Consider the following 22,032-nt stretch of genomic DNA (forward strand, 5'->3'; position numbering starts at 1 on the left):
ACGCGCAGTGCCACACCACGACCAGGGAGGTGTCTCCGTGGCCGACGACCGCCGTCTGGAGGTCCTCCGCGCCATCGTCGAGGACTTCGTCACGACCCGGGAGCCCGTCGGCTCCAAGGCCCTCGTCGAACGGCACCGCCTCGGGGTGAGCCCCGCGACCATCCGCAACGACATGGCGGTGCTCGAGGAGCAGGGCTACATCGCCCAGCCGCACACGAGCGCCGGACGGGTGCCGACCGACAAGGGCTACCGCCTCTTCGTCGACCGGCTGTCCGAGGTCAGGCCCATGAGCCCGCCCGAGCGGCGCGCCATCCAGGTCTTCCTCGAGGGCGCGGTCGGGCTCGACGACGTCGTGGACCGGACCGTCCGGCTCCTCAGCCAGATCACCCGGCAGACCGCCGTCGTGCAGTACCCGTCGGTGTCGCTCGCGACGGTCCGGCACGTCGACCTCGTCCCGTTGCCGCCGGACCGGGTCCTCATCGTCCTCATCCTCTCGAGCGGTCGCGTCGAGCAGCGGCTCGTCGACCTCCCCCCGGCGGCCGGGACGGGTGCTCCCGGTGAGCCCACGGGCCTCGAGGAGCTGCGGGGCCGCGTCAACGCCGCGGTCGTCGGGCTCCGGCTCGCAGCCGCGGCCGTCGCCGTCCGGGACGTCCCCGACACCCTCTCCCAGGCGCCCGGGGCGGTGCGCGACACCGGTCGCGCCGTCGCCGAGGCCCTCGCGCAGGCGCTGGTGGAGGAGCGCGAGGAGCGCATCGTCGTCGCCGGCACGAGCCACCTCGTCCGGCGCGGCACGGAGTTCCCCGGCGAGCTGTCCGCCGTGCTCGAGGCGCTGGAGGAGCAGGTGGTGCTCCTGCGCCTGCTCCACGACATGGCCGAGGAGCAGGCCGACGTCGCCGTCCGCATCGGCCGGGAGACCGCGCACGAGAGCCTCGCCCAGACGGCCGTCGTCAGCAGCGGCTACGGCAGCGGGGCGGTCGTGGCTCGACTCGGCGTGCTCGGTCCTACCCGCATGGACTACCCCACGACAATCGCCGCGGTGCGTGCGGTGGCCCGCTACGCCTCGCGCGCGCTCGACCAGTGAGCGCGCGCCGCGGTACCCGATCGACCGACGAAGGGCTCACGTGAGCGACCACTACCAGACCCTCGGGGTGTCGAGGGACGCCTCCGCGGACGAGATCAAGAAGGCGTACCGCCGTCTCGCGCGCGAGCTGCACCCGGATGTCAACCCCGGGCCCGGCGCCGAGGACCGCTTCAAGGAGGTCTCCCGCGCCTACGAGGTGCTGAGCAGCCCCGAGAAGCGCGCCGCCTACGACGCCGGCGGTGACACACCGTTCGGCGGCCAGGGCGCGGGCTTCGGGTTCTCCGACATCTTCGAGACGTTCTTCGGCGGGGCCGGCGCCGCGGCGCAGCGCGGCCCCGCGAGCCGCACGCAGCGCGGCCAGGACGCTCTCGTCCGCCTCGAGATCGACCTCGAGGAGGCCGTCTTCGGCGGGACGCGGGAGATCCGCGTCGAGTCCGCCGACGTCTGCACGCGCTGTCAGGGCACGTGCTGCGAGCCCGGCACCAGCCCGGAGAGCTGCGACGTGTGCGGCGGCCGCGGGCAGGTGCAGCGGGTCGCGCGCTCGTTCCTGGGCCAGGTCATGACCACCAGCCCGTGCCCGCGTTGCGGTGGCTACGGCACCGTGCTGCCCGCCCCGTGCCACGAGTGCTCCGGCGAGGGCCGCGTCCGCACCCGCAAGACCCTCACCATCAAGGTCCCGCCGGGCGTCGACACCGGCACCCGCATCCAGCTCGCCGGCCAGGGCGAGGTCGGCACGGGCGGCGGACCGGCCGGCGACCTGTACGTCGAGGTGCAGGAGCGGCGCCACCCGCGCCTGCGTCGCGAGGGCGACGATCTCCACACCGTCCTCGAGGTGCCGATGACGGCGGCCGCGCTCGGCGCGACGATGGCGGTGCCGACCCTCGACGGGGACCGGCACGTCGAGCTGCCCGCCGGCACCCAGCACGGTGAGACGTTCACCCTCGACGGCCTCGGTGCCACGCACCTGCGCCGGCCCGGCCGCGGTGACCTCCACGTCCACGTCGACGTCCAGGTGCCGACGCGGCTCGACGACGAGCAGCGCGACCTGCTGCGCCGTCTCGCCGAGCTGCGTGGGGAGGAGCGGCCGTCGGGTCGCACGACGAACGGCGCCCCCCAGGGCCTGTTCGGGCGCCTGCGGGACCGACTCGTCAACGGCTGAGCGGACGCCGTCGTGCGTGCCGTCGTCGTGGAGTCCTTCGGTGTGCAGCCGGTCGTCCGGGACGTCGACGCCCCGGCGCCCCCGCCCGGTGGGGTCGTCGTCGCCGTCGAGGCGACGGGGCTGTGCCGCAGCGACTGGCACGCGTGGGCGGGCCACGACCCGGACGTCGTCCTGCCGCACGTCCCCGGGCACGAGCTGGCCGGCACGGTCGCGGCCGTCGGCGACGGCGTCGACGGTGTCGCGGTGGGGGACCGGGTCACCGCGCCGTTCGTCCTCGCGTGCGGGTCGTGCGCGCCGTGCCGGGCGGGGGAGCAGCAGGTGTGCGCCCGGCAGGAGCAGCCCGGCTTCACGTACTGGGGCTCCTTCGCCGAGCGGGTCGCCGTGCCCCGCGCAGCGGTCAACCTCGTGCGGCTGCCCGACGACGTGAGCACCGACGCGGCCGCGCTGCTCGGCTGCCGGTACGCGACGGCGTTCCGGACCCTCGTCCACGTCGCCCGGCTGCAGGCGGGGGAGACCCTCGCCGTCCACGGCTGCGGCGGGGTCGGGCTCGCTGCGGTGCAGGTCGCCGTCGCCGGCGGCGCGCGGGTCGTCGCCGTCGACCCCTCGCCCGCCGCCCGCGACCTCGCGCGCTCCCTCGGGGCGGAGCGCACCGTCGACCCCACGGGCCTCGCGTGGACCGAGGTGGCGAGCGCGGTCCGCGACAGCGCCGGCGGGCCGGTCGACGTCTCCGTCGACGCCCTCGGCAGCGAGGCGACGTGCGCGGCGTCCCTCGCGGGACTGCGCCCGCGCGGCCGGCACGTCCAGGTCGGGCTGCTCCCGGCGGTGCTCGGCGACCCGGCCGTCCCGCTGCGCCTCGTAGTCGGCGGCGAGCTGCAGCTGCTCGGCAGCCACGGCATGCCCGCCCACGCCTACCCCGGGCTGCTCGCCCTGGTGGCCGCCGGGCGCCTCGACCCGGAACGCGCGGTGACGCGGACGGTCGACCTCGACGGCGCCGCGGCGGCGCTCGCAGCGATGGGCGACGCGCCCGGGTCGGGCGTGACGCTCGTGCGGCCCTGAGCGGGCCGCACGAGCGGCCTCAGCGCCTCACACGACCTCGACGGTCGTCGTGTCCTCCCACACCACCGGCACGCCCTCGTCCGGTCCGGCGGCGCTCCCCTCGAACACCCGGATCGTGTAGGTCCCGGGCTCGAGGTCGAGGTCGAAGGAGAACGGGCCGTACTCGCCGTTGGCGCCCGCCATCGTGAAGCCGCTGTCGACGACGGCGTCACCGCCGACGAGCACCTCCCACTGGACGTTCGCCTCGAACGCCGTCGCGGTGCCCGACACGGTGAGCGTGCCGGCCGGCACGCGCTGGCCGTCGTAGGGGTCGAGGACCCAGCCGCCGGCGAGGTCGTCGGTGGCGGGCTCGAGCGGCTCATCGAGGACGAGCGCGCCCCACACCTCAGCGCCCGGCTCACCGTCGACGAGGACGGCGACCGGTGCCTCGCCACCGTTCGACACCACTGTCCGCACGAGCGCGGCGACGGCGAGCCGGGCGACGTCGGTCCCGAGGGACCCGTCGAACGCCTCCGCGGGCACGTCGACCGTCGTGCCGTCCGGCTCGAGGGTCACGCCGAGGACCGCGTCGCCGGGGCCGGGAGTGCCGGCCGCCCACGGGTTCGCGTGGTCGGAGTCGAGCGCCGGCGTCGACAGCAGGTCGTCGAGCGCCGCGCGGACCTGCGCGGTGGTGGCCTCGGGGGTGTCGCCGGCGGGCACGTCCGCGAAGGCGCGTTCGGGGACGAGCACGAACCGGACCCCGTCGAGGGACTCCTGCTCCCGCTGGTGCCACACGACGAGCGGCGTGCCCTCGCCCGCACCGGTCGTCGCCGTCGGCTCCTCGCTGGGCGTCGGCGTCGCCGACCCGCTGCCGGTCGGCTCGGTGCTCGGCTCCGGCGAGGGGGTCGGCTCGGCGCTCGGGGCCGCGGTCGGGGTCGCCGACGGCTCGGGCTCGACGACGCCGCCCGGCTCGCCGCCGCGGCCGACGAGCAGCCAGACGACGAGGACGACGACGAAGACGGCCACGGCCACGGCGGCGATGACGCCGACGGGGCGTCGGCGGAGGGCGGTGTCGGCGGGCCTCGTGCTCATGGTGTCGATCCTCCTCGCTCGTGCCGTCGGCGCTCAGCCGACGACGGTGATGTCGGTCGTGCTCTCCCACAGGACCGGCGCACCCTCGTCCCCGGACATCGACTCCGTGAACACGCGCACCGTGTACTCGCCGGGACCCAGGTCGGTCGTGAAGGAGAACGGGCCGTACTCCCCGTTGGCGCCGGCCTGGGTGAACCCGCTGTCGACGACGGCGCCGGTGCCCTCGCGCACCTGCCACGACACCGTCCCCTCGAACGCCGTGGCGGTCCCGGACACGCGGACGGTGCCGGCCGGCAGCCGCTGCCCCTGCCAGGGGTCGAGCACCCAGCCACCGGCGAGCAGGCCGGTCTCCGGGGCCACCGGCGCGTCGAGCAGGACGGCGCCCCACAGCTCGGCGGGGCCGCCGTCGACGAGCACCGTGACGGGCGCCGTCCCGCCGTTGGAGACGACGGTCCGCACGAGCTCCTGGACGGCGGTCGCGGTCCCGAACGAGCCGAGGGGTGCCCCGGTCGCGGCCCGCGGCACGTCGACCGTCGTGCCGTCCTCCCCGAGGGAGACGCCGATCTCGCCCGAGCCGTCCCACGGTGCGGCCACGCCGTCGTCCTCCCACCACCAGCCGGACACGTGGTCCGGGTCGGCGGGAGGGCCGCTCAGGAGCGCGCGGAGGGCGGCAGCGACCCTCGCCTCGGTGCTGCCGTCGCCGGTGTCGACCGTGCGGCGCTCGGGCACGACCCGCAGCTCGGCTCCGGACGCCTCCGGGCGGGAGACCCAGACGAGCACCTGCTGCGGGTCGGACGGTGCGGGACCGGTCGGGTCCGCCGTGGGTGCGACGTCGTCCGTCGTGGAGACGGCCGTGGGGCCCGCGGCGGTCGGCGCGGTCGACGGCCGCGAGACGGACGTCGTCGGGGCCGGTGTGGTCGGGGCCGACGAGGTGGCGACCGGTCCGGTCGTCGTCTGCGACGGGCTGGCCGCGACGACGGGGTCGTCCGCCGTCGGCACCTGCACGGCGACGGCCGTGGCGGCGACGAGGACCCCGACGGCCGCTGCGATCCCGACGGCCGCGGGCCAGCGGCGCGCCGGGGCCGCGGCCAGGAGGTCCGCGACGCGCGGCGGTGCGCCGGCGTCGACCGCGTCGGCACGCTCGGCGAGGTGACGGCGCAGGGCCGCCTCCGTCGCGTCGTCGGGCCGGCCGTGGCCCCGGCGCTCGTCGCGCTCACGCATCGTGCTCCTCCTCCAGGGCCGCGCGGACGGCGGCGAGGCCGCGCGAGGCGTGGGTCTTCACCGCGCCCCGCGAGACGTGCAGCGTGCGGGCGATGTCGGCCTCGCTCAGGTCGAGCCAGTAGCGCAGGACGAGGACCTCCCGCTGCCGGTCGGGCAGGCGCCGCAGCACGCGGGCGAGGCGGTCGTGCTCCGCTCCGGCGGCGGCGTGGTCGTCGGGGGAGGGCAGCGCGGCCAGCGCGTCCTCGTCGTCGCGCACCACCCCCAGGTGGCGGCGCTCGACGGCGCGGTGGCGGTGGACGTCGCGGCAGCCGTTGACGACGCTGCGGCGCAGGTAGCCGCCGCCACGCTCCTGCGCGGCGAGCCGCCACCACGCCCGGTGCAGGCCGAGCAGGGCGTCCTGGACGACCTCCTCGGCGCGTCGTGCGTCGCCGTCGAGCAGGAGCGTCGCGAGGCGCACCATCGGGGCCCACTCCCGGTCGACGAGGACCTGGAACGCGTCCTCCTCCGCGGTCGGCGCGAGCCGGTCGCGGGCGCGCGCGGACCGCAGGGGGTCGGGCGTGCCCTGGACCATCGGTCCCCTCGGCTCGGCGACGGCGGGTGCGCTCACACTCCTCCCACGGCGCACCCGCCCTGCGGGTTGACACGCCGCGGGTGACGAAACGGTCCCGGTCGCTACGGTCGGTCCATGACGGACGACACGAGCGGCGGCACGAGCGAGGGCGCGGGCGACCGGGACTGCATCTTCTGCCGGATCGCGGCGGGGGACGTGCCGGCCGACGTCGTCCACTCCGACGACGACGTCGTCGCCTTCCGGGACACCGCGCCGAAGGCCGATGTCCACGTGCTCGTGGTGCCGCGGGCGCACGTCCGCGACGTCACCGACCTCGTCGACGACCCCGCCCTGCTGGCGGCGGTCGTCCGCACCGCCGGGGAGGTGGCGCAGGACTTCGCCGACGGCGACTTCAGGCTCGTGTTCAACACCGGCCCGGGCGCGGGTCAGACCGTCTTCCACGCGCACGCCCACGTGCTCGCCGGTGGCGGCGCGGCGGCCACCGGGCTCTGAGCGAGGCGCGACCGCCCCGCGGGGCTACCCTGGAGCATCCCCGACAGGAAGGACCAGGGCCCCCCGCCCATGGCAGACACCACCGGCGCGCGCGCCGAGGACCTCACCCCCGACCAGCCCGCCGACGGCCCGACGAGCGCGGGCCCCTCCGCCCGCGGCGGCGTCACCCGCACGTACGTCGTCCCGCACGGCACGGAGACCGTCGCCCTGCTGGGAGCCCACGACGAGCACCTGCGCACCCTCGAGCGGGGCCTGCCCCGCGTCGACGTCCTCGCCCGCGGCAACGAGGTCACCGTCACCGGTCCCGCCGTCGACGTCGCCCTCGCGCTGCGGCTGCTCGAGGAGATGGGCGCGGTCCTCGCCGGCGGCCAGCAGCTGACCGCCGACGCCGTCGAGCGATCCCTGTCGATCCTCCGGGACAGCGACTCCGGCATCCGCCCCGCGCAGGTGCTGACCGCCAACATCCTGTCGAACCGCGGGCGGACCATCCGGCCCAAGACGCTCAACCAGAAGCGCTACGTCGACGCCATCGACACCAACACGGTCGTGTTCGGCATCGGTCCCGCGGGCACCGGCAAGACGTACCTCGCGATGGCGAAGGCCGTGCAGGCGCTGCAGGCGAAGCTCGTCAACCGGATCATCCTCACCCGCCCCGCCGTCGAGGCGGGCGAGCGGCTCGGCTTCCTGCCCGGCACGCTCACGGACAAGATCGACCCGTACCTGCGCCCGTTGTACGACGCGCTGCACGACATGGTCGACCCGGACTCGATCCCGCGGCTCATCACCGCCGGCACCATCGAGGTCGCGCCCTTGGCGTACATGCGTGGCCGGGCCCAGCCCACCGACGCGAAGGTCATGACTCCGACCGGCTACCAGCAGATCGGGCGGCTGCGCGTCGGGGACCTCGTCGTCGGCTCCGACGGCCACCCCACGCCCGTGCTCGGCGTCTACCCGCAGGGTGAGCGACCCGTCTACCGCGTCACGACGCAGGACGGCGCGTCCACCCTGGCGTGCGGGGAGCACCTGTGGCACGTGCGGACGCACTCCGACAAGCGGCGCGGGAAGCACCGCGTGGTCCGCACCGACGAGATGATCGGCCGGTTGCGTGCCGCGCGCGCCCACCGTTTCGAGCTGCCGGTCGTCGCGCCGGTCCAGATGGAGGAGCGGGAGGTGCCGCTCGACCCGTACGCTCTCGGGCTCCTGCTCGGCGACGGCTGCCTCACGACCGCGACGACCCCGAGCTTCAGCACCGCCGACCCCGAGCTCGCCGAGGCACTCGACGCAGCCCTCCCCGGCATCACGGTCACCCGCAAGAAGGGCGGTCGCGCCTACGACTACACCCTGCGGCGCACCGACGGCACCCGTGGCGGTCTGCGGACGGTGAACCCCGTGACAGAGGTCCTGCGCGACGTCGGCCTCGCCGGGACCCGGTCCGCCACGAAGTTCGTCCCCGTCGCGTACCTCACGAACAGCGTCGACGTCCGGCTCGCGCTCCTCCAGGGTCTGCTCGACACCGACGGTGGGCCGGTGCGCCAGCGTGGGCGGACGTGCCGGGTCCAGTACGCGACGACGTCGGACCGGCTGCGGGACGACGTCATCCACCTCGTCCGCTCGCTTGGTGGTGTGGCCTACGCGCGGACGCGCCGCGCCGCCGGTCGGCGCCCCGGGCTCGCCGGCGGGCGGCCCGTCGGGTACCGACACGACGCGCACGTCCTCGACATCCGGCTCCCCGCCGGCCTCCAGCCCTTCCGGCTGACCCGCAAGCGGGACGCGTACGACGCCGACACCGGTGGCCGGCCGATGCGCTTCGTCCACTCCATCGAGCCCGCCGGCGTCCGCGACACCGTGTGCATCCAGGTGGCGGCGCCCGACTCGCTGTACGTGACCGACGACCACGTCGTCACGCACAACACCCTCAACGACTCCTTCATCATCCTCGACGAGGCGCAGAACACCTCGCCGGAGCAGATGAAGATGTTCCTCACCCGCCTCGGGTTCGGCTCGAAGATGGTCGTGACCGGCGACATCACGCAGGTCGACCTGCCGAGCGGGACGTCCTCGGGGCTCCGCGTCGTCCGCGACATCCTCACCGGCGTCGAGGACATCCACTTCAGCTACCTCGAGAAGACGGACGTCGTCCGCCACCGCCTCATCGGCGACATCGTCGCCGCCTACGACCGCTTCGACGACGCGCAGCAGGGTGGCGGGGCACCCCGCCACGACCGGCGCGAGCAACGGCGGAGACGCCCGTGATCGACGTCCTCAACGAGTCCGGGACCACCGTGCCCGGGCTGGAGGAGCACGAGCTCGGGGAGTGCGTCCGCTTCGTCCTCGACGCCATGCACGTCCACCCGCAGGCGGAGGTCACGGTCGCCCTCGTCGACGAGGCCGCCATCGCGGCGCTCCACGAACGGTGGATGGACCTGCCCGGGCCCACCGACGTCATGAGCTTCCCCATGGACGAGCTGCGCCCGGGCCGGGAGGATGCCCCGTCCGGTCCCGGCCAGGTCGGCGACGTCGTCCTCTGCCCGCAGGTCGCGGCCCGGCAGGCCGAGACGGCCGGGCACCCCGTCGCGGAGGAGGTCCTCCTCCTCACCGTCCACGGCACGCTGCACCTGCTCGGCTACGACCACGCCGAGCCCGACGAGGAGCGCGAGATGTTCGACCTGCAGCGCCGCCTGCTGCTGGCGTTCCTCGCCCGGCCGGGGCGGACGGGCGGGGGTGCGTCCGCGTGAGCGCGGCCCTCGCCGACACCGTCACCATGCTCGCCGTCGGGGTCGGGCTCGTCCTGCTCGCCGCCTACGCGAGCGCCGTCGAGTCCTCCTTCGCCCGGGTGACGCGCGGGCGCGCCACCGACCTGCGTCAGGCGGGCCGTCGCGGCGCCGACCGGCTCGAGCGGCTGCTGCAGGACACCCCGGCGGCGGTCAACACCGCAACCTTCGTCCGGGTCGGCCTGGAGACGGCGGCGGTCGCCGCGTTCGTCGTCGCGCTCACGCGGCTCGTGCCCGACTGGGCCGCGGTCGTGCTCGGGGGCACCGTCGTGGCCGCCGTCATCTTCGCCCTCGTCGGCGCCGCCGGCCGCACGGTCGGTCAGCAGCACCCGGACGGTGTCGCCCTCTCCGGCGCGGGTCTCGTCTCCCGCACCCAGCTCGTCGCGGGTCCGGTCGTGCGCGGTCTCGTGGCGCTCGCCAACGGCGTCGTGCCCGGCAAGGGTCTCGCGTCCGGGCCGTTCGCCACCGAGGCGGAGCTCCTCGAGTTCGTCGAGCGGGCCGAGGCGGACGCCGTCATCGAGCCCGGCGAGAGCCTCATGCTCCAGCGCGTCGTCCACCTCGGCGACACGGTCGCCCGCGAGGTGATGGTGCCCCGGCCCGACATGGTGACGCTGGACGCGGGCACCGACCTCCCGACGGCGCTCGGGCTCCACCTGCGGTCCGGCTTCAGCCGGGTGCCGGTCGTCGGGCGCACGTCCGACGACGTCGTCGGCGTCTCCTACGTCAAGGACGTCGCCGCCCGGCTCCACGAGAACCCGCCGTCCCCGGACGGGCCGACGGTCGTCGCCGACGACGTCATGCGCGCCGCTGTGTTCGTGCCGGAGAGCAAGCCCGCCGACGACCTCCTCCGCGAGATGCAGGCGGGCAGCGTCCACCTCGCCGTCGTCATCGACGAGTACGGCGGCGTCGCCGGTCTCGTGACGATCGAGGACCTGCTCGAGGAGATCGTCGGGCAGATCTCCGACGAGTACGACGACGAGGAACCGGAGACGGAGGTCCTCGGCGAGGACCGGTGGCGCCTCAGCGCGCGCACCCACCTCATGGCGCTGTCGGAGATCACCGACCGCGACGTCGAGGACGACGACGTCGACACGGTCGCGGGGCTCCTCACCAAGCACCTCGGTCGGGTGCCCATCCGCGGCAGCAGCGTCGAGGTCGACGGACTGCGGATCACCGCCGACCGGCGGGGACGGCGCAACCGTCTCCTCACCGTCGTCGTCGACCGCCTGCCCGAGCCGGAGCCGGAGGAGGAGCGGGAGGAGCGCCGCGAGCGCGCCCGCGAGGAGCGGGAGGAACGCCGCGACCGCGCCCGCGAGGACAGGGACGAGCGCCGGGACGAGCGCCAGTCCGTCCGTGCGTCGGCCGGCTCGGGCGAGGACGAGCGGAGCGGGGACCGGTGAGCGGACCCGGCCCGGAGGACGCCAAGCTGCTCGTCCTCGCGCGGTCCGCCGCCGCGCGCGCGGGCGGCGCCGGCGCGGCCGTCCGGGACGACATCGGCCGCACGTACCTCGCCGGCGCCGTCGACGTCCCCGGTCTCCGGCTCACCGCCCTGCAGGCCGCCGCCGCGCAGGCCGTCGGGAGCGGCGTCCACCGCCTCGAGGCCGTCGCGATCGTCGACGCCGGCGCCACCGCGCGTGCCGCGCTCTCCCCGGCCGAGGAGGAGCTCCTCGAGCACCTCGGCGGACCGGCCGTGGTGCGCCCGTGAGCGCCCCGCCCGCCGACGGCTACCGCTCGGGGTTCGCCTGCCTCGTCGGACGGCCGAACGTCGGCAAGTCGACCCTGCTCAACGCCCTCGTGGGGGAGAAGGTCGCCATCACGAGCGCGAAGCCCCAGACGACGCGCCGGGCGATCCGCGGGGTCCTGCGGCGCGAGCTGCCCGACGGCACCCCCGCCGAGCTCGTGCTCGTCGACACCCCGGGCGTGCACCGTCCGCGCACCCTGCTCGGCGAGCGGCTCAACGACCTCGTGCGCGACAGCCTCGCCGAGGTCGACGTCGTCGCGCTGTGCCTGCCCGCCGACGGGGCGGTCGGGCCCGGTGACCGGCGCCTCGCCGAGCAGGTCGCGGACGCCGTGGGCGGGCGGTCGCGACCGCGGGTCGTCGTCGCCGTCACCCGCACCGACCTCGGTCGCGGCGACGACGTCCCCGAGCGGCTCCTGCAGGCCCAGCGCCTCGCGGCGGAGGTGGGGCTCGACGTCGCCGACTTCGTCCCCACGTCCGGCACGCGTGGCGACGGGGTCAGCGCCCTCGCCGACGTCCTCGTCGGGCACCTGCCCGAGGGCCCGCCGCTGTTCCCCGAGGACCAGGTGCACGACGTCCCCGTCGACGTGCTCGTCGCCGAGCTCGTCCGCGAGGCCGCGCTCGACGGCGTCCGGGACGAGCTCCCGCACTCCCTCGCCGTCGTCACCGAGGAGATCGTGCCTCGCGAGGACCGCGACCCCGACCGGCCGCTCACCGACGTCCTCGTCCACGTCTTCGTCGAGCGGGACTCGCAGAAGGCGATCGTCATCGGGCGGGGCGGCTCCCGGCTCAAGGAGGTCGGGACGCGCGCGCGGCGCGGCATCGAGGGCGTCCTCGGCACCCGCGTCCACCTCGACCTGCGGGTGAAGGTCGCGAAGGACTGGCAGCGCGACCCCAAGCAGCTGCGTCGGCTCGGCTTCTGAGCCGGCCCGCTCCGCGGGGGAATCCGTCGCCGCGGACGGGGCACAGGGTCGGCATGAAGGCACTCACGTGGCACGGCACCCGCGACGTCCGCGTCGACGACGTCCCCGACCCGACGATCCAGGACCCGACGGACGCCGTCGTCCGGATCACGAGCACCGGCCTGTGCGGCTCCGACCTCCACCTCTACGAGGTGCTCGGGCCGTTCCTCGAGCCGGGTGACGTGCTCGGTCACGAGCCGATGGGCATCGTGGAGGAGGTGGGCCCCGGCGTCACGGACCTGCGGCCGGGCCAGCGGGTCGTCGTCCCCTTCAACGTCTCGTGCGGCTCGTGCCACATGTGCGGGTCCGGACTGCACTCCCAGTGCGAGACGACGCAGAACCGGGCGGACGGCACGGGCGCGTCGCTGTTCGGCTACACGACGCTGTACGGGCAGGTCCCCGGTGGGCAGGCGGAGTACCTGCGGGTGCCGTTCGCGGACTCCCTACCCGTGGTCGTGCCCGACGGCCCGCCGGACGACCGCTTCGTCTACCTCTCCGACGTCCTCCCGACGGCGTGGCAGGGCGTGGAGTACTCCGGCGTGCAGCCGGGGGAGAGCCTCGTCGTGCTCGGGCTCGGTCCGATCGGCGACATGGCGTGCCGCGTCGCGCTGCACCGCGGCGTCGGGACCGTCATCGGCATCGACCCGGTGCCCGAGCGCGTCGAGCGCGCCCGGCAGCGGGGCATCACGGCGCTGCTGCTCGACGACGACGTCGTCGAGACGGTGCAGGACCTCACCGACGGGCGCGGGCCGCACGCCGTCCTCGACGCCGTCGGGCTCGAGGCCCACGGCTCGCCCGGAGCCAAGGCGGCGCACACCGCCACCCGGCTCCTGCCCGACGCGCTGGCCTCGAAGTTCATGCGGAAGGCGGGTGTCGACCGCCTCCACGCCCTCCACCTCGCCATCGAGCTCGTCCGGCGCGGCGGCACGATCTCCCTCAGCGGCGTCTACGCCGGGGCCGCCGACCCGCTGCCGATGTTCACGCTCTTCGACAAGCAGGTCTCGATGCGGATGGGCCAGGCCAACGTGCACCGCTGGGTCCCGGACATCCTGCCTCTGCTGACCGACGACGACCCGCTGGGTGTCGACGACTTCGCGACCCACCGGCTGCCGCTGAGCCACGCGCCGGACGCCTACCGCGACTTCCAGGAGAAGAAGGACGGGACGGTGAAGGTGCTGTTCCGCCCCTGAGGCCTCGGCAGGTGTGGACCGGCGTCGACGGGGTACCCGCGCGGCATGACTTCCGCGCCCGAGCCGGACCGCACCGACGTCGACACGCGCAGCGAGGTCGCGCAGGCCCTCGGCAAGGAGGTGTGGCCGGCGGACCGGGACACGCTCCGCCAGCTCGCCGTCGACAACGCCGCCTCCGACCGGGTCCTGCGGATCCTCGACTCGCTGCCGGCGGGGCGCACCTTCGACAACGTCCAGGAGGTCGCCGTCGTCGCCGGGATCGCGTCCGCGCACCCCGAGGGACCGGGAGCGGACTGATGACCGACGGGACGCCGTGGCCGCGTCGACCCCGGGCGGCGGCGGCCCTCGAGCGGCCGGCGTCGCTGGGCGCCTGGCCGGACGTCGTCCGTTTCGTCGCGCGCGCCCCGTGGTCGCTGCACGTGGTGCGCGGGCGGCCGCGCCCCGCCCGCGGTGGCGGCGTCCACGATGCGGAGTCGGGGTGCGTCCTCCCGGGTCTGCCCGTGCTGACCGTCACCCCGGCCCCGTGGTGGACCGGCGCCGTGGCCGACTGGGTGGCCCGGCAGCTCGTCGCCCACCTCGAGGACCGGCGCGGTGGGTCCGACGTCGTGCTCCTCACCGGCCGCGAGGTCGGCAGGGGTTGGGACGGTGAGCTCCTCCTCGGAGACGTCGCGCGAGCCGCCGTGGTCGCGGAAGCCGCGGTCGCCGCCGCCCAGCGGCACCACCGTGAGGTGTCGTGCGGGGCGTGGCCGGTCAGCCAGGGCGACGTCGACTGGATCGTGCTGCCCTGAGCGACCGTTCCGTCAGGCTGCGGGACGGCTGCCGGGTCCCGGTAGCGACCCCGGGGGGAGGAGCTTGTGCGTCCCGTCGCACCAGGGCGCCCGTGACGTCCGGCCGCACCGGCACACGGCCACCGTACGGCGCGTCGTCGGCACCTCGGTGCCGTCGTCCGTGACGACCGAGTCGGCGCCGCTGACGAGCAGGGGCCCGTCGGGGCAGACGCGCACGCGGACGCGTGGCCCCCGACCGACGTCGTCGCCCTCCGCGAGCTCGGTGTCCGGGGCAGGGGCGTCGTAGGACGTGCGCGCAGGGGTGCTCACCGTGCAGTGCTACCCGCGTCCGACCGCTTCACACCCCGTCGTGACCTGGGTTTCGCGTGCGCGCCCCGGGGCACCGCCCTCTCATGGACCTCACCCCCCGCGGGCCGCTGACGGCGGCGCTCCTGCCGGCCCTGGACGCGCCCCTGCACCCGATCCCCGACCTCCCCGTGGTCGCCGCGGCGGCGGTGCAGAGGGCGACCGCGGCACCCGGCACCGCCGCCCACGACACCGCCCTCGACACCGTCGTCGACGAGGACGTCCAGCTCGCCCTCTACCTGCTCTACGAGCTGCACTACGGACTCGACGGCGCGGACCCCCGCTGGGAGTGGGCTCCGGACCTGCTGGCTGCCCGGGCGGTGCTCGAGACGGCCTTCGAGGCGGACCTGCGGCGGCGGTGGGCGGTGCCCGTGCCCGACGAGCCCGTCGCCTCGACCTTGTTCGACATGACCGCGGACGCCGCCCGTCCCGGCAGGGGCAGCCTCGCCGCCCACGTCGCCCGGTACGCCACGTACGAGCAGGTGCAGGAGCTGCTCGTCCTGCGCTCCGTCTACCAGCTCAAGGAGGCCGACCCCCACACGTGGGGGATCCCGCGCCTGCGCGGCCGCGCGAAGGCCGCGCTCGTCGACATCCAGTCGGACGAGTACGGCGGCGGCGACGCCGAGCGCATGCACGCCGTCCTCTTCGCGACCACGATGCGCAGCCTCGGCCTCGACGACACTCGCAACGCCTACCTCGAGGCCGTGCCGGCGGGTGTCCTCGCCGGGGTCAACGCGATCTCCCTGTTCGGCCTCCACGGGCGCCTCGTCGCGGCGCTGTGCGGCCACCTCGCGGCCTTCGAGATGACGTCGTCGCTGCCCGCCCGCCGCTGGGTGACGGGCCTCCGCCGCCTCGGCGTCCCGGAGGAGGGCGTGGTGTTCTACGACGAGCACGTCGAGGCCGACGCCGTGCACGAGCAGGTCGCGGCCCACGACCTCTGCGGCAGCCTGGTCGAGGAGGACCCGCGGGCGCACGCGGACGTGCTGTTCGGGGCCGCGGTCTGCCTCGGCGCCGACGACCTGGTCGGCTCCGCGGTCCGCGGTGCGTGGAGCGAGGGACGCAGTCCCCTGCGCACGCGCCTCGCACCGGCGACCGCGTAGGCAGCGCCCCGGTGTGGTGTCCGACATGTCCGGATTGGATCCCCCCAGTGAGGGTAGTTCTCCGCTCGACCGCATCACCACGCACCGGATGACCAGGAGGTAGTTCCGTGAACCAGTCGGTGCAGGACACAGCACGCAGTACCGCGGAGACCGCGAAGGACAGGGCCCGTGAGGTCGGCTCGAAGGCGGGAGACACCGCCCGCGAGCAGGCGGACCAGCGGAGCAGCCAGGCCGGGGAGCAGGTCCAGGACGGCGCCGACGCGCTGCACCAGGCCGGGGACACCCTGCGCGAGCGCGGTGACGACACCGTCGCCCAGATCGTCGACAAGGTCGCCGGGTACAGCGAGCAGCTCGCCCGCTACCTGCGCGACGCCGACGGCGACCGCATCCTCGGCGACGCCGAGGCATTCGCCCGGCGTCAGCCGTGGGCCGTCGCGGCCGGAGGGGTGGTCGCGGGCTTCGCCGCGTCCAGGATGGTCCGCACCGCGGCCGAGCGTCGCTCGAGCGCCCGGTCGGGTGCGTCCTCGACGTACGGCTACGGGTCGGGCGCGGGCTACGCCGGACCGTCGGCGTACGGCACGACCACCCGGACGACGACCCACCGCGACGAGATCGACCTGACGCGAGGCTCGGGCGCCGCCGGGACGGGGTACGCGGCAGGAACCGGGTACACGACGGGAGCGTCGTTCGGCGCCGGCTCCGTCGCGCCCGGACCGCCTGACCACGACGCGCCGTCACGCGAGACGGGACCGTCGAGCACGCCCGGCGTGCCGGACACCGACCCGTCCCCGCTCGGCGACCCGTCGCCCGGGACCCCGTCGACCGACCCGAAGCCGGAGCACGACCGTGGCGTTCTCTGACCACTCCGGCAGCCACTCGACGGCGTCCGCCGGCGGGCCGGTCGGGGCCAGCGGGCACACCCGCGAGGACCTGCGGCACGAGTCGTTCGGCGAGCTCCTCAGTGGGCTCGCGAGCGACATGTCGGTCCTCGTCAAGCAGGAGATCCAGCTCGCCAAGGTCGAGACCACGGCGAAGGCGAAGGAAGCGGGCAAGGGCGCGGGCATGCTCGCCGGGGCCGCGGTCGCCGGCCTGCTGCTGCTGATGGCCCTGACGACGCTGCTCGTCGTCGCCCTCGACTACGTCATGCCCCTGTGGGTCGCCGTTCTCGTCGCCGTCGTCCTGTGGGCGGTGGTGGCGGCGGCGCTCGGCCTCGCCGGCAAGAAGCAGCTCCAGGAGGCGACACCCCCCGTTCCGGAACAAACCGTCGAGACAGTGAAGGAGGACGTGCAGTGGGCGAAGAACCCGACGCGATCCGCGCGGACATAGAGGAGACCCGGGCCCGCATGGGGGAACGGGCCGACGCGCTCGCCTGGAAGAGCGACGTCCCGGCGCGCAGCCGGGAGAAGGTCCACGACGTCACCGACCGCATCAAGGAGAAGGTGAGCGAGATGACCCACACCGCCAGCAGCACCATGTCCGACGCACGGGGTGCCGCGGGGGAGCGGGCCCACTCGGCCGGAGACCGGGCGCACGAAGCCCGCGAGCGCGTCGGCGACGGCGCGCACCGGGCGAAGGGCATGGCGGAGTCCAACCCCATCGGCCTCGCGCTCGGTGCCGTCGCGGCCGGCTTCATCGCCGGTCTGCTCGTCCCCGTGAGCCGCTTCGAGCACGAGCACCTCGGACAGGCGGCGGACACCCTCCGCGAGAAGGCCTCCGACATGGGGCAGGAGGTCACGGACAGGGCGCGCAACGCCGCCCACGCGGCCGAGGACGCGGCCAAGGAGGAGATGTCGTCGAGCAGCTGACGTGCTCACGCGACGACGGCCGCCGACCCGCGAGGGTCGGCGGCCGTCGTCGTCCGTGGGTGGGAGAGGTGGCGGTCAGCGGCTCACGTCGCGGTCGCGGTGACGGGGCCACAGGGCCGTGGCGAGCCCGGCGAGCACCGAGAAGCCGTGGAGCCAGTTGTCCGCGACGTTGATGTTGAGGATGTTGCCGGTGTCCTGTCCTGCGACGAAGAAGCCGTAGACGAGCGTCGCGCCGTAGCCGACGACGAGCAGCCAGCCGTAGAGCCGCGCCCGGCTGTCGCTGCTCGCGAGGGCGACGCCGGCGGCCCCGATGACGAGGTGGACGACGTTGTGGAACGGGTTGATCGCGAAGCCGAGGAGGGTCTGGTCCGGGTCGTGCTCGAACCACCCCGTGAAGCCGGTCACGAAGAACCCGAGTAGGCCGATGAGCAGGTAGACCACGCCGATGACGAGAGCGAGGACCTGGGGGACGGTGCGCGACCTGCGCGCGGTGGACGGGCGGGAGTCGGAAGTCGACATGGCCCGCGTGTACCCGCACGTCGGCGTGCGATGTGGGTGTCACCCCCGCTCTCGTCGACGCACCCCCCGGCCCTCGTGCCACGCCTCGACCACGAGGCCGTCCGCGCCCTGCTCCAGCCGGATGCTCACGACCTCGGTGACGTCGACGCGGAACAGCTCGAACGCCGTCGGGTCCGGGGCCGACTCCGGCGCCGTGCCCGCTATCGCCGCGCGCACCTCGGCGTCGTCCGAGGCGTGCGCGGTGCCGGCGAGACGGGCGTCGCCGTCCCAGCCCTCGGCGTCGTGCGGGGCGGAGTGCAGCGCGACCCTCGGGTCCCGGCGCAGGTCCGCGAAGCGGCGCGCGCCGACCATGCCGGCCAGCCACAGGTCGTCGCCGTGGAACACGACCTCCGTGCCGCACAGGCGCGGTGAACCGTCGGCGCGCAGCGTCGCCATCACCTTGTGGACGTTGGCGTCGAGTCGTGCGCGCACCTCGCGCGCGAGGTCCGGCTGCTCGGCGACGAAGGCGGCCCAGGTGCTCATGGGAGGAGCACAGCACGCACCTCCGACAGTGCGGGTGTACGGTCGCCTCGTGCGCCCGGCAGCCCTCCTCCTTCGCTGCCGCGACGGGGCCTCCTGACAGGTCGGCCGCCCCGCCGCGGAGGACTCGTCGTGCCGGCCGTCGAGACCTGATGAGCCGAGGAGCCCCCGTGACCACGTCCCCCACCGCCCCCGCCGCGCTCGCCCGCCTGCACCCGCAGCAGCCGTCGGGCATGCCGTTCGAGCGCTACGTGCCCTACCACGAGCAGCTGCGCGTCGAGCTGCCCGACCGCACCTGGCCGCAGCGCCGGATCGAGCGCGCCCCCCGCTGGTGCGCCGTCGACCTGCGCGACGGCAACCAGGCGCTCATCGACCCGATGAACGTCGAGCGCAAGATGCGGATGTTCGACCTCCTCGTCCGCATGGGCTACAAGGAGATCGAGGTCGGCTTCCCGTCGGCGAGCCAGACCGACTTCGACTTCGTCCGCGCGCTCGTCGAGACGAACCGCATCCCCGACGACGTCACCATCCAGGTCCTCACGCAGGCCCGCGACCACCTCATCGCCCGCACGTACGAGTCGCTGCGCGGGGCGAAGCAGGCGATCGTCCACTTCTACAACTCGACGTCGACGCTGCAGCGGCGCGTCGTCTTCGGTCTCGACATGGACGGCATCGCCGACATCGCGACGTCCGCGGCGCGGCTGTGCAAGAAGTACGCCGAGGAGATGGGCGAGACACGCATCCGCTTCGAGTACTCCCCGGAGTCCTACACCGGCACGGAGCTGGAGTTCGCCGCGCGCGTGTGCAACGAGGTCGCCGAGGTCATCGAGCCGACGGTCGAGGACCCCCTCATCGTCAACCTCCCCGCGACCGTCGAGATGGCGACGCCCAACGTGTACGCCGACTCCATCGAGTGGATGCACCGCAACCTCGCCGGGCGCGACGCCCTCGTGCTGAGCCTGCACCCGCACAACGACCGCGGCACCGGGGTCGCGGCCGCCGAGCTCGGCCTGCTCGCGGGCGCCGACCGCGTCGAGGGGTGCCTGTTCGGCAACGGCGAGCGGACCGGCAACGTCGACCTCGTGACGCTCGGGCTCAACCTGTTCAGCCAGGGCATCGACCCGGAGATCGACTTCTCCGACATCGACGACATCCGGCGCACCGTGGAGCACTGCAACCAGCTGCCCGTCCACGAGCGCCACCCCTACGGCGGCGACCTCGTGTTCACCGCGTTCTCCGGCTCGCACCAGGACGCCATCAAGAAGGGCCTCGACCACCTCGAGCGCGACGCCCGTGAGGCGGGGGTGCCGCTGGAGCGGTTCCCGTGGGCCGTGCCGTACCTGCCCGTCGACCCGAAGGACGTCGGGCGCACCTATGAGGCCGTCATCCGCGTCAACAGCCAGTCCGGCAAGGGCGGCGTCGCCTACCTCATGAAGAGCGAGCACCACCTCGACCTGCCGCGCCGGCTGCAGATCGAGCTGTCGCACGCCGTCCAGCTGCGCACCGACACCGCCGGAGGTGAGATCACCCCGCGGGAGCTGTGGGACGTCTTCGTCGACGAGTACCTCCCGGCGCCCGCCGACCGGCCCCGCTGGGGCCGCTTCGAGCTCCGCTCGGTCGAGACGCGCGGGGACGTCGCGGGGACCGACTCGCTGCGGGTCGTCCTGCGCGACGGGCAGCGCGACGTCACCCTCGAGGGCACCGGCAACGGCCCCATCGCGGCGTTCACGAGCGCGCTGCTGCAGGTCGGGGTCGACGTCCGGGTCCTCGACTACGCCGAGCACGCGATGAGCGCGGGCGGGGACGCGACCGCCGCGGCGTACGTCGAGTGCGCCGTCGGCGGGCAGGTGCTGTGGGGCGTCGGCATCGACCCCAACATCGTGAGCGCCTCACTCAAGGCGGTCGTCTCGGCGGTCAACCGCGCCCTGCGCTGATCGGTCGGACGGCGGCCCCATCCACGGTGCTCGCGTCGCGGTCATGGATCATGACCGTTGTCGCGCTCTATGGCCCTCCGTCGCGACGACTCTCATCGATCATGACCGTCGTCGCGCGGGGCGTGGCCTGATCGGTCGGACGCACGGGGCAGACTGGCCCCGTGGGTCTGTACCGGGACAGCGGCGTCGTGCTGCGCAGTCACCTGCTCGGTGAGGCCGACAAGATCGTCACGCTGCTCACGAGGGAGAACGGCGTCGTGCGCGCGGTGGCGAAGGGGGTGCGCCGCACCCGCTCGCGCTTCGGTGCGCGGCTCGAACCGATGTCGCACATCGACCTGCAGCTGCACACCGGCCGCTCGCTCGACGTCGTCACGCAGGCCGAGACCCTCCACGCGTTCGCGACCGACGTCGGCGGCGACTACGCCCGCTACACCGCCGGCACCGCCGTCCTCGAGACCGCGATGCGGCTGCTGCCCGTCGAGCGGGAGCCGTCCCCGCAGCTCTACCAGCTGCTCGTCGGGGGTCTCCACGCCCTCACCGTCACCCGCCGCGACCCCGGCCTCGTCCTCGACGCGTTCGGGCTCCGGGCGCTCGCCGTCGCGGGGTACGGGCCCGGCTTCGAGGCGTGCACCCGCTGCGGCGCGCCCGGACCGCACACGGCCGTCGCGCTCGACGCCGGCGGCGCCGTCTGCCCCCAGTGCCGCCCGCCCGGCGCGGCCCATGTGCCCCCGGAGACCATGCACCTGCTCGGGGTGCTCCTGAGCGGTGACTGGGCGGCCGCGGAGGCGAGCGAGCCGTGGGCGCGCCGGCGTGCCAGCGGTGTCGTGGGGGCCCTCCTGCAGTGGCACCTCGAGGCCGGGGTCCGCAGCCTGCGTCTGGTGGAGCGGACGTGAGCGCACCCGTCGCGCCGCCTCCGCACCCCAGCGGCGCGCGGCCGCCCGTGATCCCGCCCACGCTGGTCCCGCGGCACGTCGCTGTCGTCATGGACGGCAACGGACGCTGGGCCAACGCCCGCGGCCTGCCCCGCACCCGGGGCCACGAGGCAGGGGAGGCGGCCCTCCTCGACGTCGTCGCCGGGGCCATCGAGCTCGGTGTCGGGCACGTGTCGGCGTACGCCTTCAGCACGGAGAACTGGAAGCGGGCCCCGGAGGAGGTGGCGTTCCTCATGGGCTTCAACCGGGACGTCATCCGGCGCCGCCGCGACCAGATGCACGCCTGGGGGGTGCGCGTGCGCTGGGCAGGGCGGCGACCGCGGCTGTGGCGCAGCGTCGTCGACGAGCTGCAGCGGGCCGAGGAGCTCACCGCAGCGAACAGCGTCTGCACGCTCACCATGTGCGTGAACTACGGCGGGCGGGCCGAGATCGCCGACGCCGCCGCCGCGCTGGCCGTGGAGGCACGTGCGGGCCGGCTCGACCCCGCGAAGGTCGACGAGTCGACGTTCGCCGCGTTCCTCGACGAGCCGGACATGCCGGACGTCGACCTCTTCTGGCGGCCGTCCGGGGAGCAGCGCACGAGCAACTTCCTGCTGTGGCAGTCCGCGTACGCCGAGCTCGTCTTCACCGACGAGCTGTGGCCCGACGTCGACCGGCGCAGCCTGTGGCGGGCGTGCGAGACCTACGCCCGCCGCGACCGTCGTTGGGGCGGCGCCGTGGACGCCGTGAGCGGAACCACCTGAGGCGGGTGAACGGCGTGTTCCTCAGCGGTCGTCCT

The 22,032-nt window shown here is 74.8% G+C and carries 24 protein-coding genes and 3 pseudogenes; 21 read left to right on the forward strand and 6 right to left on the reverse strand.

Going from position 1 to position 22,032, the window contains the following annotated elements:
• Positions 1–37: 37 nt before the first annotated feature.
• The 3 genes from hrcA to WAB14_RS16370 are packed head-to-tail and all read left to right on the forward strand — an operon-like array spanning position 38 to position 3,296.
• Entirely contained in the window at positions 38–1,081 is a 1,044-nt protein-coding gene (gene hrcA, locus WAB14_RS16360) for a heat-inducible transcriptional repressor HrcA (RefSeq protein WP_340271376.1), read from the forward strand.
• A 40-nt stretch (positions 1,082–1,121) separates the two neighbouring features.
• Entirely contained in the window at positions 1,122–2,240 is a 1,119-nt protein-coding gene (dnaJ, locus tag WAB14_RS16365) for a molecular chaperone DnaJ (RefSeq protein ID WP_340271377.1), read from the forward strand.
• Positions 2,241–2,252: 12 nt separating this feature from the next.
• A complete protein-coding gene (locus WAB14_RS16370; RefSeq protein WP_340271378.1) occupies positions 2,253–3,296 on the forward strand; it encodes an alcohol dehydrogenase catalytic domain-containing protein in 1,044 nt (347 codons plus the stop codon).
• A gap of 27 nt (positions 3,297–3,323) precedes the next feature.
• Here the strand turns inward: WAB14_RS16370 and WAB14_RS16375 are convergent, their stop codons facing one another.
• From WAB14_RS16375 to WAB14_RS16385, 3 genes are read right to left on the reverse strand one after another with little or no spacing between them, the layout of a single operon-like run.
• Positions 3,324–4,367: a Gmad2 immunoglobulin-like domain-containing protein gene (locus WAB14_RS16375; protein ID WP_340271379.1), complete on the reverse strand. Its 1,044-nt coding sequence runs from the start codon at positions 4,365–4,367 to the stop codon at positions 3,324–3,326.
• A 33-nt stretch (positions 4,368–4,400) separates the two neighbouring features.
• On the reverse strand, positions 4,401–5,588 hold the full coding sequence (locus WAB14_RS16380) for a Gmad2 immunoglobulin-like domain-containing protein (protein WP_340271380.1): 1,188 nt from the start codon (positions 5,586–5,588) through the stop codon (positions 4,401–4,403).
• A complete protein-coding gene (locus WAB14_RS16385; RefSeq protein WP_340271381.1) occupies positions 5,581–6,195 on the reverse strand; it encodes an RNA polymerase sigma factor in 615 nt (204 codons plus the stop codon). Before WAB14_RS16385 ends, WAB14_RS16380 begins: the two co-directional genes overlap by 8 nt.
• A 78-nt stretch (positions 6,196–6,273) precedes the next feature.
• Here WAB14_RS16385 and WAB14_RS16390 point away from each other — a divergent pair, with 78 nt between their 5' ends.
• The 11 genes and pseudogenes from WAB14_RS16390 to WAB14_RS16440 all read left to right on the forward strand — a co-directional run bounded on the left by WAB14_RS16390 (position 6,274) and on the right by WAB14_RS16440 (position 14,100).
• The gene (locus WAB14_RS16390) at positions 6,274–6,651 is read left to right on the forward strand and encodes an HIT domain-containing protein (RefSeq protein WP_340271382.1); all 378 of its coding nucleotides are present in this window, start codon (positions 6,274–6,276) and stop codon (positions 6,649–6,651) included.
• Between the two features lie 69 nt (positions 6,652–6,720).
• Positions 6,721–7,482 (forward strand): annotated as a pseudogene (locus WAB14_RS16395) (PhoH family protein); the annotation flags it as partial.
• 324 nt (positions 7,483–7,806) lie between these two features.
• Positions 7,807–8,301: pseudogene (locus WAB14_RS16400) on the forward strand (LAGLIDADG family homing endonuclease); the annotation flags it as partial.
• 261 nt (positions 8,302–8,562) lie between these two features.
• Positions 8,563–8,904, forward strand: a pseudogene (locus WAB14_RS16405) (PhoH family protein); the annotation flags it as partial.
• Entirely contained in the window at positions 8,901–9,386 is a 486-nt protein-coding gene (gene ybeY / locus WAB14_RS16410) for an rRNA maturation RNase YbeY (RefSeq protein ID WP_340271383.1), read from the forward strand. The pseudogene WAB14_RS16405 and the gene ybeY, both read left to right, overlap by 4 nt.
• Positions 9,383–10,822 (forward strand): hemolysin family protein, encoded by a 1,440-nt coding sequence (locus tag WAB14_RS16415; protein WP_340271385.1) that lies wholly within the window; start codon positions 9,383–9,385, stop codon positions 10,820–10,822. Before ybeY ends, WAB14_RS16415 begins: the two co-directional genes overlap by 4 nt.
• Complete coding sequence (locus tag WAB14_RS16420; RefSeq protein ID WP_340271386.1) at positions 10,819–11,127, forward strand: hypothetical protein; 309 nt, start codon at positions 10,819–10,821, stop codon at positions 11,125–11,127. The genes WAB14_RS16415 and WAB14_RS16420 overlap by 4 nt, the downstream gene beginning before the upstream one ends.
• A complete protein-coding gene (era, locus tag WAB14_RS16425; RefSeq protein WP_340271388.1) occupies positions 11,124–12,083 on the forward strand; it encodes a GTPase Era in 960 nt (319 codons plus the stop codon). The genes WAB14_RS16420 and era overlap by 4 nt, the downstream gene beginning before the upstream one ends.
• A gap of 53 nt (positions 12,084–12,136) precedes the next feature.
• The gene (locus WAB14_RS16430; RefSeq protein ID WP_340271390.1) at positions 12,137–13,312 is read left to right on the forward strand and encodes a zinc-dependent alcohol dehydrogenase; all 1,176 of its coding nucleotides are present in this window, start codon (positions 12,137–12,139) and stop codon (positions 13,310–13,312) included.
• Positions 13,313–13,357: 45 nt separating this feature from the next.
• Complete coding sequence (locus WAB14_RS16435) at positions 13,358–13,609, forward strand: DUF2795 domain-containing protein (RefSeq protein ID WP_340271392.1); 252 nt, start codon at positions 13,358–13,360, stop codon at positions 13,607–13,609.
• Positions 13,609–14,100 (forward strand): DUF6098 family protein, encoded by a 492-nt coding sequence (locus WAB14_RS16440; RefSeq protein ID WP_340271394.1) that lies wholly within the window; start codon positions 13,609–13,611, stop codon positions 14,098–14,100. Before WAB14_RS16435 ends, WAB14_RS16440 begins: the two co-directional genes overlap by 1 nt.
• 12 nt (positions 14,101–14,112) lie before the next feature.
• Here the strand turns inward: WAB14_RS16440 and WAB14_RS16445 are convergent, their stop codons facing one another.
• Positions 14,113–14,409, reverse strand: coding sequence for a CDGSH iron-sulfur domain-containing protein (locus WAB14_RS16445; protein ID WP_340271396.1), 297 nt, complete (start codon positions 14,407–14,409; stop codon positions 14,113–14,115).
• Between the two features lie 83 nt (positions 14,410–14,492).
• Here WAB14_RS16445 and WAB14_RS16450 point away from each other — a divergent pair, with 83 nt between their 5' ends.
• The 4 genes from WAB14_RS16450 (at position 14,493) to WAB14_RS16465 (ending at position 17,350) form a co-directional block, all read left to right on the forward strand.
• A complete protein-coding gene (locus WAB14_RS16450; RefSeq protein WP_340271398.1) occupies positions 14,493–15,545 on the forward strand; it encodes an iron-containing redox enzyme family protein in 1,053 nt (350 codons plus the stop codon).
• A 107-nt stretch (positions 15,546–15,652) separates the two neighbouring features.
• Entirely contained in the window at positions 15,653–16,405 is a 753-nt protein-coding gene (locus tag WAB14_RS16455) for a hypothetical protein (RefSeq protein WP_340271399.1), read from the forward strand.
• The gene (locus WAB14_RS16460) at positions 16,392–16,871 is read left to right on the forward strand and encodes a phage holin family protein (RefSeq protein WP_340271400.1); all 480 of its coding nucleotides are present in this window, start codon (positions 16,392–16,394) and stop codon (positions 16,869–16,871) included. Before WAB14_RS16455 ends, WAB14_RS16460 begins: the two co-directional genes overlap by 14 nt.
• A gap of 17 nt (positions 16,872–16,888) precedes the next feature.
• Entirely contained in the window at positions 16,889–17,350 is a 462-nt protein-coding gene (locus WAB14_RS16465) for a hypothetical protein (RefSeq protein WP_340271401.1), read from the forward strand.
• A 75-nt stretch (positions 17,351–17,425) separates the two neighbouring features.
• Here WAB14_RS16465 and WAB14_RS16470 read toward each other — a convergent pair whose 3' ends face one another.
• Positions 17,426–17,869, reverse strand: coding sequence for a DUF4383 domain-containing protein (locus WAB14_RS16470; protein WP_340271402.1), 444 nt, complete (start codon positions 17,867–17,869; stop codon positions 17,426–17,428).
• Positions 17,870–17,908: 39 nt separating this feature from the next.
• Positions 17,909–18,391 carry a pyridoxamine 5'-phosphate oxidase family protein gene (locus tag WAB14_RS16475; protein WP_340271403.1) on the reverse strand — a complete coding sequence of 161 codons (483 nt, stop codon included), beginning with the start codon at positions 18,389–18,391 and terminating at the stop codon, positions 17,909–17,911.
• Positions 18,392–18,621: 230 nt separating this feature from the next.
• Here WAB14_RS16475 and leuA point away from each other — a divergent pair, with 230 nt between their 5' ends.
• The 3 genes from leuA to WAB14_RS16490 all read left to right on the forward strand — a co-directional run bounded on the left by leuA (position 18,622) and on the right by WAB14_RS16490 (position 21,997).
• The gene (gene leuA, locus WAB14_RS16480) at positions 18,622–20,322 is read left to right on the forward strand and encodes a 2-isopropylmalate synthase (RefSeq protein ID WP_377002419.1); all 1,701 of its coding nucleotides are present in this window, start codon (positions 18,622–18,624) and stop codon (positions 20,320–20,322) included.
• A gap of 161 nt (positions 20,323–20,483) precedes the next feature.
• Positions 20,484–21,215, forward strand: coding sequence for a DNA repair protein RecO (gene recO, locus WAB14_RS16485; protein ID WP_340271406.1), 732 nt, complete (start codon positions 20,484–20,486; stop codon positions 21,213–21,215).
• On the forward strand, positions 21,212–21,997 hold the full coding sequence (locus tag WAB14_RS16490; RefSeq protein WP_340271408.1) for an isoprenyl transferase: 786 nt from the start codon (positions 21,212–21,214) through the stop codon (positions 21,995–21,997). The genes recO and WAB14_RS16490 overlap by 4 nt, the downstream gene beginning before the upstream one ends.
• Positions 21,998–22,032 lie beyond the last annotated feature (35 nt).

It is taken from the genome of Aquipuribacter nitratireducens (assembly GCF_037860835.1).
GTDB lineage: Bacteria > Actinomycetota > Actinomycetes > Actinomycetales > JBBAYJ01 > Aquipuribacter > Aquipuribacter nitratireducens.

Bases quoted from the DNA above. Each gene is read 5' to 3' on its own strand.
- WAB14_RS16475 (WP_340271403.1), bottom strand. From the start codon at position 18,391: ATGAGCACCTGGGCCGCCTTCGTCGCCGAGCAGCCGGACCTCGCGCGC.
- WAB14_RS16380 (WP_340271380.1), bottom strand. From the start codon at position 5,588: ATGCGTGAGCGCGACGAGCGCCGGGGCCACGGCCGGCCCGACGACGCG.
- WAB14_RS16465 (WP_340271401.1), top strand. From the start codon at position 16,889: ATGGGGGAACGGGCCGACGCGCTCGCCTGGAAGAGCGACGTCCCGGCG.
- WAB14_RS16450 (WP_340271398.1), top strand. From the start codon at position 14,493: ATGGACCTCACCCCCCGCGGGCCGCTGACGGCGGCGCTCCTGCCGGCC.
- WAB14_RS16470 (WP_340271402.1), bottom strand. From the start codon at position 17,869: ATGTCGACTTCCGACTCCCGCCCGTCCACCGCGCGCAGGTCGCGCACC.
- leuA (WP_377002419.1), top strand. From the start codon at position 18,622: ATGCCGTTCGAGCGCTACGTGCCCTACCACGAGCAGCTGCGCGTCGAG.
- WAB14_RS16430 (WP_340271390.1), top strand. From the start codon at position 12,137: ATGAAGGCACTCACGTGGCACGGCACCCGCGACGTCCGCGTCGACGAC.
- WAB14_RS16390 (WP_340271382.1), top strand. From the start codon at position 6,274: ATGACGGACGACACGAGCGGCGGCACGAGCGAGGGCGCGGGCGACCGG.
- WAB14_RS16375 (WP_340271379.1), bottom strand. From the start codon at position 4,367: ATGAGCACGAGGCCCGCCGACACCGCCCTCCGCCGACGCCCCGTCGGC.
- WAB14_RS16440 (WP_340271394.1), top strand. From the start codon at position 13,609: ATGACCGACGGGACGCCGTGGCCGCGTCGACCCCGGGCGGCGGCGGCC.
- WAB14_RS16435 (WP_340271392.1), top strand. From the start codon at position 13,358: ATGACTTCCGCGCCCGAGCCGGACCGCACCGACGTCGACACGCGCAGC.